Here is a 19142-nt window from a genome sequence, read left to right as displayed (position 1 = left end):
CCGCCGCGAGCGGAGCGAGAGGTGGGGAGGAGGGGGTCCTTGTTCAGTGCCGGGCCTCGGCGGCCAGCAGCGCGGCCACGTCGGCCTCGCCGTTGCGGTAGCGGCGGCCCAGCTCGGCGGCGAGCGCGTCCATGACCTGCTGGACGCCCCGGCGGCGCTCGGACAGGGAGCCCTCGGCGGCGGCGAGGGCGCGGGCCGCCTGCTCGAGGTCGGTGTCCGAGAGGTCGGGCACCACGGCCGGGTCGACACCCGGGGTGAGCGCGGCGACCCAGGCCTCGTAGGCCTCCGGGTCGGCCGGCTGCACCGTCTGGTGACGGCCGAGGCCGTGCGCCGGCCCGCGACCCTTCTCGGCGAGGATCTCCGGCAGCAGGTCCAGCAGCGAGCGGCCGTCGTCCTCGGCCCGCCGCTGCAGCTCGCGGCGCAGGATGTCCAGCCGCCCCTGCAGCAGCCGCCGGGTGTAGGAGAGGTTGACCTCCTCCTGCTCGGCCTGGCGGCGCAGCCGGCGGACGTCGGCCATCGGGCGCTGCACGGCGGCGTCCAGGAAGCCGGGGTCGAGCAGGGCGTCGACGGCGGCCCCGCCGGCGGGGGGAGTCGGGCGGGTCACGGTGTTGCCTCCACGGATGTGCGGGGGATGCCGAGCAGCGACCGGGCCTCGGCGGGACCCAGCGGGGGCCGCTGGGCGATCCGCGCGAGACCGGCCGCGCGGGCGACGAGCTGCGCGTTGTCGCGCACCGGCTCGCCGGGTGCGTAGGTCAGCGTGTCCTCCATGCCGACGCGCAGGTGGCCGCCGGCCGCCAGCGCGGTGAGCATCACCGGCAGCGAGGTCCGGCCCACCCCGGTGGCGGCGAAGGTGGCGCCCTGCGGCAGGTGCGGCAGGCAGGCGGCGAGCGCCTGGGCGGTGCCGGGCATGCCGCCGGGCACGCCCATGACCAGGTCGGCGTGCACGTGCCCGCCGTGCGGCGGGCCGTGCCGGTCGAGCAGCCGCTCGAGGGTGGCGAGGTGGCCGAGGTCGAACACCTCGTACTCCGGCACGATCCCGCGGGCCTGCATCTGCGTGTGCAGCTCGACGATCAGGTCCCAGGGGTTGCTGAAGACGTCCCGGCCGAAGTTGACCGTGCCCAGGGAGAGCGAGGCGGCGTCGGGGGCGGCGTCCAGGACGGCGAGCCGCGCGTCGAACGGGTCGGTGACCGCGCCGCCGGTGGACAGCTGCACGACCAGGTCGGTGGCCTCGCGCACCGCGGCCACCACCTCGCCGACGTACCCGAGGTCCAGCGTCGGCCGGGCCTGCGCGTCCCGGACGTGCAGGTGGACCACCGCGGCGCCGAGCGCCTGGCAGTCGCGGGCGGTGGCCACGACCTCCTCGACCGTCACCGGCAGCGCCGGCACGTCGGCCTTGGCCGACTCCGCGCCGGTGGGCGCGACGGTGATGAGGGTGCCGGACGTCACCGCTGGATGGTCGCAGACCGGACGGCCCGGACCCGTTCGCGGGCCGCCGCCCGAGTGTCGTCGACCGCCGCGGGCACGTCGTCCGGGTCGATCGCGGCCCGCGCCTCCCCGACGGTGAGCTCGGTGCCCGCGGCGACGGACTGCTTCACCAGCGCCAGCGCGACCACGCCCAGCTCGTGGTGCCGGACGGCGGTGCCCACCCGGCCCACCTCCCGGGCGCCGGCGCGCACCGGCGTGCCCGGGGCGGGGAGGTCCTCGCTGACGCCGTCGAGGTGCAGGAGGACCAGCCGGCGCGGGGGGCGGCCGAGGTTGTGCACCCGGGCGACGGTCTCCTGCCCGCGGTAGCAGCCCTTGTCCAGGTGGACGGCGCTGGTCAGCCACCCGGTCTCGTTGGGGATGGTGCGGTGGTCGGTGTCGACGCCGACCCGCGGCCGCCGGGCCTCCACGCGCAGCGCGTCCCAGGCGTCGAGGCCGGCCGGGGTGGCGCCGGCGGCCAGCAGCGCGTCGGCGACGGCGGCCAGCTCCGCCCGGGGGACCAGCAGGTCGACGGCGGCCGCGCCGTCCCCCACCGGCGGCGTGCGCCGCACCCAGCCCCCGCCCTCGCGGGGCACCACCTGCCACACCTCCCCGGGCACGGGGAGACCCGCCGCCGCGAGCACCGCGTCACCACCCGGACCGGCCAGCGTCAGCAGCGCCCAGTCGGGGGTCACCAGCGCGGGCTCGACGCGCAGCAGGAAGCGCATCCGGTCCAGGAACGCCTGCAGCGGCTCCCCGGCGCCGGGCTCGGTGTCGATCCAGGTCGTGCCGGCCAGGTCGGCGAGCACCAGGTGGTGCTCGACGTGGCCGTGCGGCGAGAGCAGCAGCGCCTCCGTGCCGGCCCCCTCCGCCAGCCGCTCCAGGTGCTGGGAGGTGAGGCTGTGCAGCCAGGTCAGCCGGTCCGCGCCGGGGACCGCGAGGACGTCCCGGTCGCTGCGGTCGACCAGCGCGGCCCCCTCGGCCAGGGCGCGCTGCTCGCGCAGCGGGTCGCCGTAGTGGGCGGCGACGGCGCGGGAGGCGCGGGCGGACCCGTCCTCCGCGGGCACGGCGCCCGGGCGGGCGAGGAGGGGTGAGCGGCTCATGGGGACTCCGATCCGGCGCGGTCCTGGCAGGCGCGGCACGTCCCCGACAGCGCGACGTGCCCCACGTCGAGCGTGAAACCGAGATCGGCGGCCAGACGTTCCGCCGCGGAGTCGAGGAGGGCCGGGTCGGCGGAGGAGATCTCCCCGCAGCCGGAGCAGACCACGTGCAGGTGCAGGTGCTCGGCGGCGTGGTAGATCGGCGCGCCCCGGCCCAGGTGGGTGTGCCACACGAGCCCGAGCCGCTCGAGCAGCTCCAGGGCGCGGTAGACGGTGGAGGTGTCGGGGGCGGCGCCACCCGGTCCGGCCTCCTCGCGCAGCCGGGTCGCGATGGCCTCGGGGGTGGCGTGCTCGAGGTCGGCGACCGCGGCCAGCACCCGCTGCCGCTGGGTGGTCAGCCGCAGGCCGCGGGCGCGCAGGCGTTCGGCCAGCGGGGCGGCGAGCTCGGACGAGGGCGTGTCGGCCACGCCTCGAGCCTAGGCCGGGAGCGGCCGGGCGGGGCTCAGCCGACCGGGGTCCGCGCCTGCCCGAGCGCCCGGCGCAGCGCGGCCAGGTACCGGTCGGGGACGGCGTGCTCCCCGCGCGGCTCGAGGAAACCCGCGACCGTCGCGCCGGTGACCCCGGCGAAGGCCGCGGCCTCCGCGCCGAGGGCCCGCACGACCGGCGCCCGGCCCCACGCGGTGCTGCCGGCCAGGTGCGCCATCGCCGCGGCGCTCTCCGCCCGCTCCCCGACGCAGTCGAACGGCTTCTCGGTCGCCCACAGCACGCGGAACCCGTCGGCGAGGGAGAGGTCCTCCAGCGGGTTCCCGCCGAACACCGCCACCGCCTCCGCCGGGGGGAGGAACACCGCGAAGCAGAGGAAGGTGAACAGGCACTTGTCGCAGTGCAGGCACCAGCGCTGCTCGGCCGGGCCGCCGCCGGCGAGGCCCATGTGCCGCTGGGTGTAGGACCGGTTGCAGGAGAGGATCTCGCCGCGCAGGTCGGGCAGCGCGGCCACCGCGGCGACCGTGGCCAGCTCGGACAACTGGCGGGTCAGGCTGAAGTAGCCGACGCCGACCTCCGCCGCGGCCGCGGCGAACAGCCGCTCGAACTCGTAGGACTTCGAGTACTGGTGGTTCACCCGGGCGCCGGCGACCTCCAGCGTCTCCTCGTCGGCGGAGCGCTCGTTGGCGAACACGACCGGGTCGAAGCCGCCGAGGACGGCGACCAGCGTGGAGATGGCCGAGTTGATGGCGGTCACCGGCACGTGGCCGTTGAGCCCGCCGGCCCGGGTCCGCTCGGCCAGCAGGGGGTCCAGCCGCCGCCGGACGCCGAGCAGCGGGACGCCGGCGGCGGCGGTGACGGCGCGCTGGGCGTCGGTCGGGTTCACCGCCAGCGCGGTGGCCGGGGTGACGACCACGAGCGCCAGCGCGGAGTCCTTCCCCCCGCCGACCGGCAGCAGCGCACCGGAGCCGCCGGGGGCCGCCCCCGGCAGGACGTCGTCGCGGGTCTCCGCGTCGACGGCCACCTCGTGCGGCACCGGCAGTCGGTTCACCGCGGCGAACTCGCCGAGCCCGTGCGTGTACGCCGCCTCGGCCACGGCGAGCTGGGCCTCGGTGAGCGGACGGGTCACCGTCACCCGGCCGGGCGCGCGCAGCTTGTAGTAGCTGGTCCCCATGACCAGGTGCACGAGGTCGAGCGCCGCGTCGAGCCGGGCCGGGTCGGGCGCCCGCCCCAGCAGGGCGGGGTCCAGGGCCAGCCGCTCGGTGAACTCGTCGTCGCCGAGCCGGTAGGAGAAGGTGGCCTCGCCGGTCGCCGGGTCCAGGGCCCGCTCGGTGAGGAGGAAGGCCCCCGGGGTGACGGCACCGGGCGCGACGGCACCGGGCGCGACGGCGTCAGACACGCTCGGCCCCGGCGGCGAGGACGATCTGCTCATAGCGGTCGGCCAACTCCTCGTAGTTGCGGTAGCGGTGGTAGCTGGGGGCGCCCGGCGAGAGGAGGACGACCCCGCCGGGCGGCGTCGTCCGCACCGCCTCGGCGACGGCCTCGGCCAGCCCGGTGGTCTCGGTGACCGGCGCGGGCAACCCGGCGGCGGCCGCCGCGGCGCGGACGTCGGCGGCCAGCCGGGCGCCGGTGTCGGGGACGGTCACCACCCGCACGCCGCCGCCGCGGGCGACCACCGAGCGGGCGAGGTCGCCGTAGTCCAGGCCGCGGTCCTGCCCGCCGGCGACGAGGGTCACCGGCCGCCCGGGGAAGGCGTCGAGGGCGGCGAGCACCGACACCGGGGTGGTGCTGAGCGTGTCGTCGACGAACGTCACGCCGTCGCGGACCGCGACCGGCGCCAGCCGGTGGGGCAGCGCCCGGAACGCGGCCACGGCCGCGCGGACGTCGTCGCCGCGGGCGTCCAGGTCGGCGCCGGCGAGCACCGCGGCGGCCAGCGCGACGTGCAGGTTGGCCACGTTGTGCAGGCCGGGCAGGTGCCCGGCCGGGAAGCCGGCGAGCAGGTCCGCCGGCACGACCGCCCCGGGGTCGACCAGCTGCGCCGGGTCAAGGTGGTGCAGCGCGGTCTCCCGCGCCTGCGGCGCGACCACCACCGTGCCCGGGCCGCAGCCGGCGAACACGTGCAGCTTGTCCCGGTAGTACGTGGCGACGTCCCCGTGCCAGTCCAGGTGCTCGGGCGCCAGGGAGGTCACCGCCCCCCAGCCGCGGAAGTCGTCGACCGCGGCGGCCTGGTAGCTGGAGACCTCGACGACCAGCGTCGTCCCGTCACCGACGGCACCGTCCAGCAGGACGTCCAGCAGCGGGGTGCCGATGTTGCCGGCGTGCACCGCCGGCCGGCCCGCGGCCGCGAGCACGGCGGCGGCCAGGGCGCTGGTGGTGCTCTTGCCCTTGGTGCCGGTGACGCACAGCGTCGGGACCGAGCGCGCGCCGAACTCGGCCAGCGCCAGGGCGGTGCCGGAGGTGACGGTGGTGGTGGCGGCCAGCGCCCGCGCGTCCGCGCGGTAGGGGCTGATGCCCGGGGAGCGGAGGACCACCTCGCACCCGGCGAGCAGGCCGACGTCGGTGCCCGCCGCGACGTCCGCGGGCAGCCCGGTGGGCGGGACGGCGTCGACCACCAGGACCGCCGCGACACCGGCGGCGCGGGCGGCGCGCACGGCGGCCCGGCCCTCGCGGCCGTGCCCCCAGACGCCGACCCGCCGGCCGGCGAGGGCGGCGAGCCTCACGTGCGGCGAGGGGCGGGGCGTGCGGTCACGGCGACCACTGTACGGAGGGGAGCGCTCGACGAACGGCGACCGCAGGGGGTGCCCGGTAGAGTCGGGACCGGTGCGCCGGGAAGTCTGGTCGGCAGCGTCCTGACCGACCCCGGACCCCACCTGGAGCCGCGCCATGACCACACCCACCCGCACCCCGCGCCTGTTCGGCCGGGGCTCCTGGACCGAGGCCAGCCGGATCGCCTCGGTCCTGCGCAGGGAGACCGTCGGCGGCGCGCTGCTGCTCGTGGCGGCCGCCATCGCCCTCGCCTGGGCCAACTCGCCCTGGTCGGAGAGCTACGAGGCGCTGCGCGACACCGAGGTGGGGCCCGAGGCGCTGCACCTGGACCTGTCGCTGGGCACGTGGGCCGCCGACGGCCTGCTGGCCATCTTCTTCTTCGTCGCGGGGCTGGAGCTCAAGCGCGAGTTCGTCGCCGGCGACCTGCGCGACCCCCGGCGGGCCGCCCTGCCGGTGGCCGCCGCGATCGGCGGCATGGCCGTCCCGGCCGTGTTCTTCGTGCTCATCAACCTCGGCGGCGCGGAGGGGGCGCTGCGCGGCTGGGCCATCCCGGCGGCGACCGACATCGCCTTCGCCCTCGCCGTCCTCGCGGTGATCAGCACCCACCTGCCCAGCGCGTTGCGCACCTTCCTGCTCACCCTGGCGGTGGTCGACGACCTCCTGGCGATCATCGTCATCGCCATCTTCTACACCGCCTCGCTGGCGGTGGTCCCGCTGCTGCTGGCGCTGCTCCCGCTGGCGCTGTTCGGCTTCCTCGTGCAGAAGCGGATCCGGTCGTGGTGGCTGCTGCTCCCGCTGGCCGCCGTCACCTGGGTGCTCGTGCACGAGTCGGGGGTGCACGCCACGGTGGCCGGGGTCCTGCTGGCCTTCACCGTCCCGGTGGTGCGCAGCGAGGCGGCCGGCGGCCCCGGCGCGGGCCCGGGCCTGGCCGAGCACTTCGAGCACCGCATCCGCCCGCTGTCGGCGGGCGTCGCCGTCCCGGTGTTCGCCTTCTTCTCCGCCGGGGTGACCATCGGCGGGCTGGCCGGGCTCACCGAGTCGATCACCGACAGCGTCGCCGTCGGCATCATCGTCGGCCTGGTCGCCGGCAAGGCCATCGGCATCACCGCGGCCACCTGGCTGGTCTCCCGATTCACCCGCGCCGAGCTGGACGAGAACCTCGGCTGGCCCGACGTGGTCGGGCTGGCCCTGCTCGGCGGGATCGGGTTCACCGTCTCCCTGCTCATCACCGAGCTGGCCTACGGCATCGAGTCCGAGACCTACGACCACGCCAAGGTCGGCATCCTCGGCGGCACGCTGCTGGCCGCCCTGCTGGCCACGGTCATCCTCCGGCTGCGCAACCGCCGGTACCGGCGGATGTTCGAGGAGGAGCAGGTCGACCGCAACCACGACGGGATCCCGGACGTCTACCAGACCGAGATGGTCGACGACGTCGCCGACCACGACCCGGACTGGAAGGGCGCTCCCCCGCCCGGGCGCACGGTGCGCGATTCCGCCGAGGGCTGACGCAACCGCGTTGCCCCGGTCCCCCGCGGGACGTACCGTCGCAGGTACACGGGAGAGGAGGTGGTCCGAACAATTGCATGCTTATCGGACTCGTGAGGTGGCTGTCCGCTAGCCGCCGTCCAGATGGGCCGCCCGTCCGGTGTGGAAGCCGGACGACGGCATGATCGCCCGTCCGTCGACCGGCGGCGAGCGAGAACCGGACAGTCACCCGACCCCCGGGCTGCCGACCGTTGTCCAGTCGGCCCGCGTGCGACTCTGAACAGGCGCCGCGGAGCGGCCCGGGGGTTGTCCGTCTCCCGGGGAGGTCCCGTGCCGTTCGCCGGGCGCCCCGTCGAGGCGGACGTCTCCCCCGGCGCCTGGCTCTCCGGCACGCTCGCCGGGCCGGCCGGCACCGTCGCCGCCCTGGTGCCGCCCGCGTTCGAGGCGCACGCCCGGGTGCTGCACCCCGCCGTCCGGTACGCGGGGGACGACGACGTCGCGGTCCGCTGGAGCACCGTGGCCGCGGCCAACGGCCGGGTCGCCCACCCCGGGATGCAGTGGGCCGCCGTCACCGGCGCCTGGGACTACGTGAGCGCCGACAGCCAGCCGCCGCTGTGGGACGCCGCGCCCGCCGACGGTCACCTGCCCGAGCCGGTCGCCGTCCGGCTGGCCGCCGTTCTGGCCCGGCACACGACCACCCCCGGGGACTGCTTCTTCGGCCTCTGGCACGGCTTCGGTTTCGTCACCGCCGAGGCACCCACGCTCGTGCTGCCGCACCGCGAGTACTGGCTGGTCCGCGGGCCGGTGGGGACGGCGGCGGCCAACCTCGCCGACGAGCCCTCGGAGCAGAGCGCCAACCTGTGGTGGCCGGCGGACCGGGCCTGGTGCGTGGCCACCGACATCGACCTCATGAGCACCTACGTGTCGGCGGGTGCCGGCTGCGTGGCCGAGCTGCTCGGCGACGACGTCCTCGAGGTGGTGCCGGCCGCTCCCGGCGACCCCGTGGGCCCGGACTCCGACGGGGTGAACCCGCCGCCGGCCTGACGCCGGCCGCCGGGTGGCTCAGGGCCGCAGCAGCACGCCCTCGGCCGCGGTCCGGACGACGAGCGCCTCCTCCTCCGGCTGCACCGCGGTGACCGTCTGCCCGAACGGCAGGGGGTCGAGCGGGACGAGGATCGACAGCCGCTCGGCGAGGAGCAGCTCGGTGCCCTCCGGCGAGGCCCCGGTCTCCACGGCGGTGGGCTCGATGACCAGCGCCCCCGCCTCGGCCCCGAGCCGGGCGCGGGCCGCGACGTCGTAGCTGCCGCCCAGCGCCTGCACGGTCCCCGACAGGCGGACCTGCCCGTCGCCGGCGGGGGCCACCCGGAACGGCCGCCCGGTGAACCGGAGGTACCGGTCGAGGTCGGCGTAGTCCAGCCGCGCCTCCTGCACCGCCGCGTCGACGACCACCGCGTCGACCTCCTGCAGCAGCAGGTCGTGCAGCGGCACGCGGACGCCGCTGAGCTCGGCCGTCGTCGACCCGATCACCAGCGGCCCGTTGGACAGCCCCCGCACGGTGATCTGCACGGAGTCGAAGCGCCCGCGCAGCGCCTGCAGGAGGAACGGCCCCCCGCCGACCCGGACCTCCGGGCGGGAGCCGACGCCGGTCGCCTGCTGCACCTCCTCGACCAGCAGCGCCTCGGCCGCCCGGCGGGCCAGCGTGTCGGCGCCCCACAGCAGCGCGGCCGCGCCCACGAGCGCCACCAGCACGAGCACGGTGGCCTCGCGCGCCCGGCCGCGGGTCACCCGACCCCTCCGGCGGGCACCGGGGCGGGCGCCGGAGCGGCGGGCGGCGGCGCGTCGGCGGCGCGCTCGTCGGTCCGGATCCGCCGCCCGGGCCACCCGGCCGCGGGGCCCAGGAGCGTGAGGACGGCCGGGGTGAGCACCGGCCGGATGAGGAAGGTGTCGATGAGCAGCCCCACGGCCATGGTGAAGGCCACCTGCCGGAACAGCCCCAGCGGGATGATCGCGACCATCGCGAAGGTGGCCGCCAGGATCAGGCCCGCCGCGCTGATCGCCCGGGCGGTGGCCGGCATCGCCACCGTGATCGCCTGGCGCAGCGGCCGGCGGGTGGCCTCGTCCCAGATGGCCCCGACCGCGAAGACGTTGTAGTCCGACCCCAGCGCCAGCAGCAGCACGGCGGTGGTGAACGGGCCGAAGAAGATCAGCCCGGGGTCGCCGAGCAGGCCCTGGAACACCAGCGTGGTCAGCCCCAGCGCCGCGGCCACGCCGAGCGCGCTGCAGGCCAGCAGCGCGAGCGGGGCGATCAGCGCGCGCAGGTAGACGGCGAGGATCACGAAGACGATGACCAGCGCGGCCACCAGGATGCGGGTCAGGTTGGCACGGGTCAGCTCGGCCAGCTCGGCGGCGATCGCCGTCTGGCCGCCCACGCCGACCGCGACGTCCCCGAGCCCGGCGTCGGCGGCCAGGGCGTCGACCCGCTCCTGCAGCCGGCCCACGTCGGCGATGGCGGGCGCCCCCAGCGGGTCGCTGTCGAGGACGACGACGAAGCGGGCGGCGTCCCCGCTCGTGGAGAGGACCAGGCCGTACGCGTCGTCCAGCGGGTTCTGGGCGGGGCCGAGCACCGTCGCCACGCCCTCCTGGCGGCCCAGGGCGGCCTGGAAGCGCTCCAGCGCCGCCCGGTCGGCGGTGACCCCCTCCCCCTCGACGAGCACCTCGGTCGGCGCGACGATGCCGCGCACCCCGGACTCCTCGAGCACCCGTGCGCCGACCTTGACCGGGTCGTCGTCGGGCAGCTCGCTGGTGAAGGACACGTCGATGCGCATGTCGAGGAGGGGCAGCGAGGCGAGGACGAGGGCGGCGACCCCGAGGACCAGCCCGATCGCGGCTCCGGTCCGCGTGGCCACGGCCGCGGCCAGTGCGCGCGCGCTCCGGCTGGGCCCGTGCCCGACCGGTGCCATCGGGTCGCGTCCCCCGACCGCCCGGAACAGCCGCACGCCCAGGATCGCCATGAGGGCGGGGACGAGGGTCAGCGAGACGGCCACGCCGACGACGACGGTGAGCGCCAGCGCGGGCCCGAAGGCGCGGAAGAGCTGGAAGTCGGCCACCAGGAGCGCCGCGGTGCCGGCGGCGACGGTGGTCCCGGCGACGGCCACGATCGGCCCCTCGGTGAGCACCGTGGACCGGGCGGCGTCCAGCCGGTGCTGCCCGCGGCCGAGCGCCCGCCGGAAGCCGGAGAAGAACAGCACGCAGTAGTCGGTGACCACGCCGATGAGCAGCGCGGCGACCAGGGGGCGCAGCTCGTCGGGCAGCGCGAAGCCGAGCGCGCCGGCCGCGGCGTCGAGGACCCGCACCGACACCAGGTAGCCGAGCCCCGCGGTGAACAGCACCACCAGGGGGGCGACGACGGAGCGGAAGGTGATCGCGACGACGACGGTGATCAGCAGCAGGGTGGCGATCTCGAAGAGGCGCAGCCGCGACTCCAGGTGGTGGGCCTGGGCCACCTGGGCGGGGACCACCCCGGTCACGTAGGTCTGCACGCCGGGCTGGTTGGTGAAGTGCGTGGCGTACTGCCGCGCCAGCGCCGTCGACTCCTCCAGCCCCGTCCGCGGGGAGGCGTAGAGGTAGGTCGCCGCGGTCTGCGCGGTGTCGGTCGGCAGGGGGACGGCGCCGATGATCTGGCCGGTGCCCGGCGGGACGTCGCCCTCCAGGTAGGCCTGGGTGTGCGCCAGCGCCCAGAGCGCGACGTCGGCGCGGGTCAGCAGGCTCAGCCCGTCGGGGTCGTGCACGACGACGGTGGTGTCGGAGAGCACCGGCACGGCGAACAGGTCGGCCGAGCGCTCCTGCACGGCGACCGCCTCGCTGTCGGGCGGCAGCAGGCTCCCGATGTCGCCGCTGGCCCCGCCGCCGCCGGACGACGGGGCGACGGTGGCGAACACGGCGCCGGCCAGCCAGGCGGCCAGGACCAGCCAGCGGCCGCGCACCACGATCTCCCGCAGCAGCCGGCCGGCCGCGCGCAGGGGCCGCACGCGACGCCGGCCCGCCGGGGCTGGGTCGGGTCGTGCGGGCACCGCGGGCCTCCCGTCGTGGTCCTCGCCCGGGACCACGCGGCGGTGACTACCCCGTTGCACGCCCGGGTAGTGCTCGACCTGCCGGATCCAGGGAGAGGGCGGCGATGGCCGAGCGCAGCGGGGCAGCAGAGGCCGAGCGCAGCGGGGCAGCAGAGGCCGAGCGCAGCGGGGCAGCAGAGGCCGAGCGCAGCGGGGCAGCAGAGGCCGGGCGCGCGGGGGTGGCGGAGGCCGGGCGCGGCGGGGCGGCACCCCGGCGCGGCGTCCTGGGCGCGGCCCGCTCCGGCCTGCTCGTGGCCGTGGCCCTCGTGGTCGGGCTCGTCGCCGGCGCGCTCGCGGCGTCGCTGCTGCAGGAACCGGCCGCGCCGTCGGTCCCGCCGTCCTCGTCGGCCGGGTCCGGCGGGGTGCCGGGCGGGGACCTGCCGCCCGGCGGCCCCGGCGCGCGGTTCCAGGTGAACAACGCCTGCCTCGGGGCGCTCAACGCCGCCCAGGACGCCTACCTCGCCCTCGACGACCTCGGCCGCGCGGCCATGGACCTCGACGCGGCCCGCCTCGACGAGGTGGTGCGCCGCCTGCAGCCGGTGCAGACCCAGCTGGAGGCCGACCTCGAGGCCTGCCAGGTGACCACCGCGGTGTCCGGCGGCCGGCAGCCGTCGCCGGACGACCCGGCCGCGGCGTCGTCCGGCGACCCGGCGGACTGACCCGCGGGTCAGAGGGCGGCGAGCTCCGCGGCCAGGTCGTCGAGACCGAGCGAGCCCTGCGACAGCGCCGCCATGTGCCAGGCGCGCAGGTCGAAGGCCGGTCCCCGCGCCCGCCGCGCGGCCTCCCGGCCCTCGAGCCAGGCCCGCTCGCCGAGCTTGTAGCTGATCGCCTGGCCGGGCAGCCCCAGGTAGCGGACCAGCTCGCTGTCCAGGAACGCCGGGTCCCGGCCGCAGTTCTCGCCGAAGAAGGCGCGGGCCAGCTCCGGCGTCCACGGCTCGCCCCGCGCGCCCGCGACGGCGCCCCCGGCGTCGTCGGGCACCGGCAGGCGCAGGTGCATGCCGATGTCCACGATCACCCGGACGGCCCGCATCTGCTGCGCGTCGAGGTAGCCCAGCCGGGTGCCGGGGTCGGTCAGGTAGCCCAGCTCGTCCATCAGCCGCTCGGCGTAGAGGGCCCAGCCCTCGACGTTCGCACCGACCGACCCCAGCGAGGTCTGGTAGGTCGACAGCTGCCCGGAGACGTGCACCCACTGGGCGAGCTGCAGGTGGTGGCCCGGGACGCCCTCGTGGTACCAGGTGCTCACCAGGTCCCAGAGCGGGAAGCGCTCCCGGCCCAGGGTGGGCAGCCAGGTCCGGCCGGGCCGGGAGAAGTCCTGGGCCGGCCGGGTGTAGTAGGGCGCCGCGGCGCTGCCCGGCGGGGCGATCACCGCCTCGACCCGGCGGACCGGCTCGGCCAGGTCGAAGTGCGTCCCGTCCAGCTCCTCGATCGTGCGGTCCATCAGCGCCTGCAGCCGCTCGCGGACGGCCTCGACGCCCTCGACCGCCTCGCCGTGGACGTCCAGCCACCGCATCACCTCCATGGGGGAGGCGCCGGGCACGACCTCCTCGGCCGCGGCCCGCTGCTCGGCCAGGAGCCGCTGGTGCTCGGCCCAGCCCCAGGCGTAGGCCTCCTCCAGCCCGCTGTCCCGGCCCAGGTCCGAGCCGGTCCAGCGACGGGCGGCCAGGGCGTAGCGGTCCCGGCCGACGGCGTCCGGCGTCCCCTCGGCCCGGGGGGCGTAGCGGTCGCGCAGGAAGTCGCGGACGTCGGCGACCGCCTGGTCGGCCGCGGCCGCCGCCGCGTCGAGCTCACCGCGCAGCGACTCGGGCCCGGCCGCGGCGAACCGGCCGTAGAAGGGGCCCTGCAGCCACACGCCGAGCTGGCCGACGACGGTCCCGACCTGGCGCGGCGCCACGAGCAGCCCGCGGCGCGCGCCCTCCTCGAGCGCCGCCCGGAACCCGCGGTAGGCCTCGGGGACCCGCGCCAGGCGGCGCGCGACGACCGCCCAGTCGTCCTCCGTCCCGGTCGGCATGAGCATGAAGACCTGGCGGATCGAGTGCACCGGGCTGAAGAGGTTGGACAGCGCGCGCAGCCCCTCCCCGGCCTCGTGGGCGGCCAGCTCCGCGCCGAGCCGCTCGCGCAGGAGGCGGGCGCAGCGCCGCTCGACCGGGTCGTCGACCAGGGCGGGGTCGTCGGCCAGCAGGCGGTCGAGGTCGGCCAGGGTGTCCCGGGCCAGCCGGGCCTCGGCCTCGAGTCCGGCCGGGCCGGGGTCGGGCAGCCGGTCGTCACCGGGGCGGGTGCCCAGCGAGGTCGCCACGATCGGGTCGAGGTCGCAGACGGCGTCGACGTACCGGTCGGCGAGGCCGCGCGGGGTGACCGGGGTGGTCACCGCAGCCGCTCCAGCCGGGCGGACATGGTGGGCCGCAGCGGCTGGTCGGTGCCGGCGCGGTCGATGGCGTACATGAGCGCGCCGTCGACGATGCCGTACAGCCGGACGGCGCGGGCCACGTCGGGGGCCTCCGGGGTCCGGGCGACCACGTCGCTGGCCAGTTCCCAGCTGGTCGTCGTCCGGGCCCGGCCCACGTAGATCTCGACCAGGCCGTCGGGCGCGGCGACCAGCAGCTCCACGTCGTCGGCGCCGCGGGGCCGCCAGAACCCGGACTCCCGGTGGGCCGGGCCGACGACCTGCCCGTCGTCGGTGAGCCGCCAGGACCGCGCCTCGTAGGCGAGGAACCCGCGGCCGTCGTGGCTGAACCGCATCCACTGCCCGAACCGGTGGTCACCGCCCGCCCCGGCGGCCTGGCCCTCGCCGTGCCACTCGCCGAGCAGCGGCAGCAGGGCCAGCAGGGCGTCGGGGACGTCGGGGCCGGAGCGGACGTCGACGGTGTCCGGGACCGGCAGCTCGGTCGGGGCGCTCACCGCCGCACCCCGCGCGGCCGCCGGGCCAGGCGCGCGGCGGCGAACCCGCTGCCGAGCGCGCCGAGCGCGGTCAGGGCGACGAGGACCCAGGCTGCAACCATGCGCCCCACCGTAGGTCCGCCCTCCCTCAGGCGGGCACCCGAGCCCCGGTGGCGGCCGCGGTCGCGGCGACGACCTGCTCCCACGGCGTGGGGGTCAGCCCGAAGGTGGCGGTCGTCTCCCCCGCGTCGATGACGTAGTCCTGGTCGAACTGGTGCCGCACGGCGACGATCTCGCGCATCACCGGCGCCGCCAGGCCGACGGCGCGCAGCACCGGCCACGGGATCCCGCTGACCCGCGCCGGGGGCACGGGGTGGGCGGGCGAGGACATGACCGCGGCCAGGTCGGTCAGCGCCTGCCGCTGCGAGCGGGGCGGCGCGCTGGGCACGTGCCACGCGCGGCCGAGGGCGCGGTCGTCGGTGCCGAGGGTCACCAGGGTCGCGGCGACGTCGGGCAGGTAGGCCCAGCTGCGCAGGACGTCGGGGTCGCCGACGACCCAGGCGCGGCGCCCGCGCCGGAGGGTGTCGAGCTGGCGGACCAGGTGCGAGTGCGCCGCCGGCACCTGCGGGCCGACGAAGTCCGCGGCGCGGGCCTCGGTGACCCGCACCCGGCCGGCCTCGTGCGCGGCGAGCGCGTCGCGCCACATGGCCAGCCGGACCCGGCCCTTGACGTCGGTCGCGGCGAGCGGGCCGGCCGGGGTCATCGGGCCGGACGGGCGGCCGTAGACGTACAGGTTGCCCATCGTGACCAGCCGGGCGCCCGTGCGCTCGGCGGCGGTGAGCAGCGCCGCCGCGACCGGCGGCCAGTCGGTCGGCCACCGGGAGTAGGCGGGGTTGACGGCGTTGTAGACCGCCGCGGCGCCACGTGCGGCCGCGGTCAGCGCCCCGGCGTCGGCGGCGTCGACCGACCGGTGCTCCACGCGGTCGGTCGAGGTCCCACCGCTGCGGGACAGCACGCGGACCCGGTGGCCGCGGGCGGCGAGCAGCTCGGCGGTGGTGCTGCCGACGGGGCCCTTGCCGACGACGACGTGCAGGTCGGGGGTGCGGGACATGGGATCTCCTCGGTGCGACGGGTGTTCCGTTTCGAGAGCAGTGCTCTCACGACGTGGACACTGGCGCCCCTGGCCCTTCTTGTCAAGAGCGCTGCTCTCGTTTGCGTACACCGCTCACACGCGGCATCCTGGGGGCATGCCCCCTACCGTCCGGGAGCGCGTGCGCGCCGAGTTCACCGCCGAGATCACCGCGGCCGCCCGGCGCCAGCTCGCCGAGGTGGGCGCCGCCGGCCTGTCGCTGCGCGCGGTGGCCCGGGAGCTGGGCGTCGCCTCCTCCGCCCTGTACCGCTACTTCGCCGGGCGCGACGAGCTGCTGACCCGGCTGATCGTCGACGGGTACGACGGGCTGGGGTCCGCCGCCGAGGCGGCGGACGACCCCGCGGCCCCCGCGTACGAGCGGTGGATGGCCGTGTGCCGGGCGGTGCGCGCCTGGGCCCGCGCCCATCCCCACGAGTACGCGTTGCTCTACGGCTCGCCGGTGCCCGGGTACCGGGCACCTCGCGACACGGTGCCGGCCGCCTCCCGGGTCGGCCTGGTGATGGGCCGGGTGCTCGGGGACGCCGCCCGCGTCGGCCTGCTCCCCGAGCCCGCCGGCGTGCCGCGCGACCCCACCCTTGTCAGCGACGACGCGGTCCGCGTGCTGGGGGGCGAGCACCCGGCCCTGGACGACACCGTCCGGGTCCGGGCGCTGCTGGCCTGGAGCTCGCTCTACGGGACGATCAGCTTCGAGCTCTTCGGCCACTTCGTGGGCACGGTCGAGGACGCCGACCGCTTCGCCGAGGCCGCCATGGGCGAGCTCGCCGGCCTGCTCGGGCTCCGGTCGCAGCCGCCCACCGGGTGAGCCGCCCACCCGGTGCGGCAGGCTGGGTGGTCCGGGTGCACGGGAGAGGGCGGAGGGCGGAGCGATCGACGAACTGGTCGGCCGGAAGGTGCAGGACCTCGCGGCCCGCCGCTCGGTCGAGGCGGAGCTCGCGCGGACCCTCGTGCGCTACGAGCGGGTGCTCGCCAACGTCGCCGACGGCATCTACGGCCTGGACGCCGCCGGCCGCGTGGAGTTCGTCAACCCCGCGGCCGCGCGGATCACCGGACACCCCGCCGCCCGGCAGCGCGGCCTCGACCAGCACGAGCTGATGCACCACACCCGCCCCGACGGCACCCCCTACGCCCGGGAGGACTGCCCGGTGTGGCGGGCGCTCACCACGGGCCGCACGGTCGCGGCGGACTCCGAGGTGTTCTGGCGCAGCGACGGCACGCCCGTACCGGTCGAGCTGATCGCCGTCCCGACCGTGGAGGACGGCGCCGTCACCGGCGTCGTCGTCTCCTTCCGGGACCTCACCGAGCGGTTGGCCGCCGCCCGGCAGGCCGCCGAGCTGCGCCGCCTCGAGGAGCGGGCCGCCGCCGAGCGGGCGCTGTCGGACAGGCTGCAGCAGGCGCTGCTGACCCCACCCCCGGCGCCCGACCACCTGCAGGTAGCGGTGCGCTACCGGCCGGCGACGCGGGGGGTCCAGGTCGGGGGCGACTGGTACGACGCGTTCCTGCAGCCCGACGGCGCCACCGTGCTCGTCGTGGGTGACGTCGTCGGGCACGACAGCACCGCGGCGGCCGCCATGGGGCAGCTGCGCGGCCTGCTGCGCACCCTGGCCTACGACGACGACGCGCTCCCGTCGGCCACGCTCCGGCGGGCCGAGCGCACCGCCCGGGGCCTGGGCGTGAGCAGCCTGGCCACCGCCGTCCTGGCCCGCATCGAGCGCCACCCGGACGCGCCAGGTGCCGGCCGCAGGGTCCTGCGCTGGAGCAACGCCGGCCACCCGCCGCCGCTGCTGCTGGCCCCCGACGGCAGCAGCACCGTGCTGGCGACCCGGCCGGAGCTCATGCTCGGCGTGGACCCCGACGCCCCCCGCACCGACCACGCCGCCGACCTGCCCGACGAGCACACCCTGCTGCTGCTCACCGACGGCCTGGTCGAGCGCCGGGGGGCCGACCTGGACCAGGGGACCGCGGAGCTGCGCGCGGCCCTGCGCGACCTGGGCGGTGCCCCGCTCGACGAGCTCTGCGACACGCTGCTGGCGCGCCTGGTGCCGAGTGACGGCGCCGACGACGTCGCGCTGGTCGCCGTCCGCGCCCACCCGGAGGCCGGCCCCGAGCGCCTCCCGCCCGGGGCCGGGTGATCCCGGACGCGGCAGCGCCCCCCTCGCCTGGGCGAGGGGGGCGCTGCCGCGACGCTGCGGAGGAGGCGGCCTCAGGCGATCGCGACGGTGGTCTCGTTGAGCCCGATGTCGGCGCTGAGCACCCGCTCCCCCCGGCCGACGGGGGCCAGCGAGCGGAGCTTCCACTCACCGGGGGCGGCGAAGAAGCGGAACTCGCCCTCCGGGCTGGTCACCACCTCGGCGGTGAACTCGTCGGTGGCGTCCAGCAGCCGGACGTAGGCGCCGGCGACCGGGGCACCGTCGTGCCACACCGAGCCCTGGATGACCGTCTGGGTGGTCAGGTCCACCCCGGCGAGGGCGCCGCCCTGCTTGGGGGCACCGCACATGCTCAGGCCCCCTTCTCGATCGGGACGCCGACCAGCGAGCCGTACTCGGTCCAGGAGCCGTCGTAGTTCTTGACGTTCTGGTGGCCGAGCAGCTCGCGCAGCACGAACCAGGTGTGGCTCGAGCGCTCGCCGATCCGGCAGTAGGCGATGGTGTCCTTGGCGGTGTCGAGCCCGGCGTCGGCGTAGAGCGCGGCCAGCTCCTCGTCGCTCTTGAAGGTGCCGTCCTCGTTGGCCGCCTTGCTCCACGGCACGTTGACCGCGGACGGGATGTGGCCGGGCCGCTGCGCGCCCTCCTGGGGCAGGTGCGCCGGGGCGACCAGCTTGCCGGCGAACTCGTCGGGCGAGCGGACGTCGACCAGGTTCTTGGCACCGATGGCGGCGACGACCTCGTCGCGGAAGGCGCGGATCGAGGTGTCGGGCTCCTTGGCGACGTACTGGGTGGCGGGGCGCTCGACCGGGTCCTCGGACAGCGGCCGGCTGTCGAGCTCCCACTTCTTGCGGCCACCGTCGACCAGCTTCACCTGGTCGTGGCCGTAGAGCTTGAAGTACCAGTAGGCGTAGGCGGCGAACCAGTTGTTGTTGCCGCCGTAGAGCACCACGGTGTCGTCGTTGCCGATGCCCTTGGCCGACAGGAGCTGCTCGAACTGCTCCTTGCTCACGAAGTCACGGCGCAGCGGGTCCTGGAGGTCGGTCTTCCAGTCCAGCTTCACGGCGCCCTCGATGTGGCCCTTGTCGTAGGCGCTGGTGTCCTCGTCGACCTCGACGAAGACCAGGCCGGGCTGGCCGATGTGCTCCTGCGCCCAGTCGGCGGAGACGAGCACGTCGTTGCGGCTCATGGGGGGTGTTCCTCCCTGCGGATCGGTTCGGTCGGGCGGTGCGGTCGGGGGTGCTGATGAGGCGGTGCCGTCGGGGCGGCGCCGGTCAGGCGCTGCGGACCGGTGCGCTGGCACCGGGGCGGCTCGCCGGGACGGGTCGGCGGTGCGCCGGCCGGGGGACGTGCCACCGCGGGCCCGGTCGGGCGCGGCGCGCCCGGTGCGGTGCGGGGACATCGGCGGAGGCTCTCCGGACGGCGGTCGGGGCACGTCTGGGCGGGCCGGGGCTCGCCCTCAGCCGGCCGGACAGAGGCAGCTGCCGACGCGGCACAGGTCCACTGCGCGGCGCGAGGTCAGCAGGATGCCCACGCACCGAGCCTAACCGATGCGCCGGCGGGCCCACCGCGG

The 19142-nt window shown here is 76.9% G+C and carries 19 protein-coding genes; 5 read left to right on the top strand and 14 right to left on the bottom strand.

All coding sequences use genetic code 11. The annotated features are described in order from the left end of the window. Positions 1–43 precede the first annotated feature (43 nt). The 6 genes from D0Z06_RS01070 to murD are packed head-to-tail and all read right to left on the bottom strand — an operon-like array spanning position 44 to position 5764. Positions 44–604, bottom strand: coding sequence for an RsiG family protein (locus D0Z06_RS01070; RefSeq protein ID WP_117375527.1), 561 nt, complete (start codon positions 602–604; stop codon positions 44–46). Next, positions 601–1446, bottom strand: a complete 846-nt coding sequence (locus tag D0Z06_RS01065) for a beta-keto acid cleavage family enzyme (protein ID WP_117375526.1) — start codon at positions 1444–1446, stop codon at positions 601–603. Before D0Z06_RS01065 ends, D0Z06_RS01070 begins: the two co-directional genes overlap by 4 nt. Further along, positions 1443–2564: a CAF17-like 4Fe-4S cluster assembly/insertion protein YgfZ gene (gene ygfZ / locus D0Z06_RS01060; protein WP_117375525.1), complete on the bottom strand. Its 1122-nt coding sequence runs from the start codon at positions 2562–2564 to the stop codon at positions 1443–1445. The genes D0Z06_RS01065 and ygfZ overlap by 4 nt, the downstream gene beginning before the upstream one ends. After that, a complete protein-coding gene (locus tag D0Z06_RS01055; protein ID WP_117375524.1) occupies positions 2561–3028 on the bottom strand; it encodes a Fur family transcriptional regulator in 468 nt (155 codons plus the stop codon). Before D0Z06_RS01055 ends, ygfZ begins: the two co-directional genes overlap by 4 nt. A 35-nt stretch (positions 3029–3063) precedes the next feature. Next, positions 3064–4443, bottom strand: coding sequence for a hypothetical protein (locus tag D0Z06_RS01050; RefSeq protein WP_117375523.1), 1380 nt, complete (start codon positions 4441–4443; stop codon positions 3064–3066). After that, positions 4436–5764 (bottom strand): UDP-N-acetylmuramoyl-L-alanine--D-glutamate ligase, encoded by a 1329-nt coding sequence (murD, locus tag D0Z06_RS01045; protein WP_158579847.1) that lies wholly within the window; start codon positions 5762–5764, stop codon positions 4436–4438. The genes D0Z06_RS01050 and murD overlap by 8 nt, the downstream gene beginning before the upstream one ends. A 163-nt stretch (positions 5765–5927) precedes the next feature. Between murD and nhaA the strand changes: the two genes are divergently transcribed. Both nhaA and D0Z06_RS01035 read left to right on the top strand, forming a co-directional pair. Continuing rightward, complete coding sequence (nhaA, locus tag D0Z06_RS01040; RefSeq protein WP_117375521.1) at positions 5928–7316, top strand: Na+/H+ antiporter NhaA; 1389 nt, start codon at positions 5928–5930, stop codon at positions 7314–7316. A 309-nt stretch (positions 7317–7625) separates the two neighbouring features. Beyond that, complete coding sequence (locus D0Z06_RS01035) at positions 7626–8339, top strand: hypothetical protein (RefSeq protein ID WP_117375520.1); 714 nt, start codon at positions 7626–7628, stop codon at positions 8337–8339. A gap of 18 nt (positions 8340–8357) precedes the next feature. Here the strand turns inward: D0Z06_RS01035 and D0Z06_RS01030 are convergent, their stop codons facing one another. Both D0Z06_RS01030 and D0Z06_RS01025 read right to left on the bottom strand, forming a co-directional pair. Then, positions 8358–9080: an LmeA family phospholipid-binding protein gene (locus tag D0Z06_RS01030; protein ID WP_158579846.1), complete on the bottom strand. Its 723-nt coding sequence runs from the start codon at positions 9078–9080 to the stop codon at positions 8358–8360. Beyond that, positions 9077–11365, bottom strand: a complete 2289-nt coding sequence (locus D0Z06_RS01025; RefSeq protein ID WP_117375518.1) for an MMPL family transporter — start codon at positions 11363–11365, stop codon at positions 9077–9079. The genes D0Z06_RS01030 and D0Z06_RS01025 overlap by 4 nt, the downstream gene beginning before the upstream one ends. Positions 11366–11469: 104 nt before the next feature. On the opposite strand from D0Z06_RS01025, the gene D0Z06_RS01020 reads away from it, so the two are divergent. Beyond that, the gene (locus tag D0Z06_RS01020; RefSeq protein ID WP_147331964.1) at positions 11470–12063 is read left to right on the top strand and encodes a hypothetical protein; all 594 of its coding nucleotides are present in this window, start codon (positions 11470–11472) and stop codon (positions 12061–12063) included. Between the two features lie 8 nt (positions 12064–12071). On the opposite strand, the gene D0Z06_RS01015 is transcribed toward D0Z06_RS01020, so the two are convergent. From D0Z06_RS01015 to D0Z06_RS01005, 3 genes are all read right to left on the bottom strand, one after another. Then, on the bottom strand, positions 12072–13769 hold the full coding sequence (locus tag D0Z06_RS01015; RefSeq protein ID WP_117375516.1) for a DUF885 domain-containing protein: 1698 nt from the start codon (positions 13767–13769) through the stop codon (positions 12072–12074). Then, the gene (locus tag D0Z06_RS01010; RefSeq protein ID WP_117375515.1) at positions 13766–14299 is read right to left on the bottom strand and encodes a heme-binding beta-barrel domain-containing protein; all 534 of its coding nucleotides are present in this window, start codon (positions 14297–14299) and stop codon (positions 13766–13768) included. Before D0Z06_RS01010 ends, D0Z06_RS01015 begins: the two co-directional genes overlap by 4 nt. A gap of 127 nt (positions 14300–14426) precedes the next feature. Then, entirely contained in the window at positions 14427–15389 is a 963-nt protein-coding gene (locus D0Z06_RS01005) for an NAD-dependent epimerase/dehydratase family protein (protein WP_117375514.1), read from the bottom strand. A 136-nt stretch (positions 15390–15525) separates the two neighbouring features. Between D0Z06_RS01005 and D0Z06_RS01000 the strand changes: the two genes are divergently transcribed. Continuing rightward, the gene (locus tag D0Z06_RS01000) at positions 15526–16230 is read left to right on the top strand and encodes a TetR/AcrR family transcriptional regulator (RefSeq protein WP_117375513.1); all 705 of its coding nucleotides are present in this window, start codon (positions 15526–15528) and stop codon (positions 16228–16230) included. 88 nt (positions 16231–16318) lie between these two features. Beyond that, positions 16319–17557: a PP2C family protein-serine/threonine phosphatase gene (locus tag D0Z06_RS00995; protein WP_233517373.1), complete on the top strand. Its 1239-nt coding sequence runs from the start codon at positions 16319–16321 to the stop codon at positions 17555–17557. Positions 17558–17628: 71 nt separating this feature from the next. Here D0Z06_RS00995 and D0Z06_RS00990 read toward each other — a convergent pair whose 3' ends face one another. The 3 genes from D0Z06_RS00990 to D0Z06_RS27025 form a co-directional block, all read right to left on the bottom strand. Continuing rightward, a complete protein-coding gene (locus tag D0Z06_RS00990) occupies positions 17629–17922 on the bottom strand; it encodes a DUF1416 domain-containing protein (protein ID WP_117375512.1) in 294 nt (97 codons plus the stop codon). Positions 17923–17924: 2 nt separating this feature from the next. After that, positions 17925–18758, bottom strand: a complete 834-nt coding sequence (locus D0Z06_RS00985; protein WP_117375511.1) for a sulfurtransferase — start codon at positions 18756–18758, stop codon at positions 17925–17927. 270 nt (positions 18759–19028) lie between these two features. Further along, positions 19029–19103, bottom strand: a complete 75-nt coding sequence (locus D0Z06_RS27025) for a putative leader peptide (protein WP_370453278.1) — start codon at positions 19101–19103, stop codon at positions 19029–19031. Between the last annotated feature and the right edge of the window lie 39 nt (positions 19104–19142).

This window comes from Geodermatophilus marinus (genome assembly GCF_003428645.1).
Classification (GTDB): Bacteria; Actinomycetota; Actinomycetes; order Mycobacteriales; family Geodermatophilaceae; genus Geodermatophilus.
This window is presented reverse-complemented; position numbering and strand designations above follow the sequence as displayed.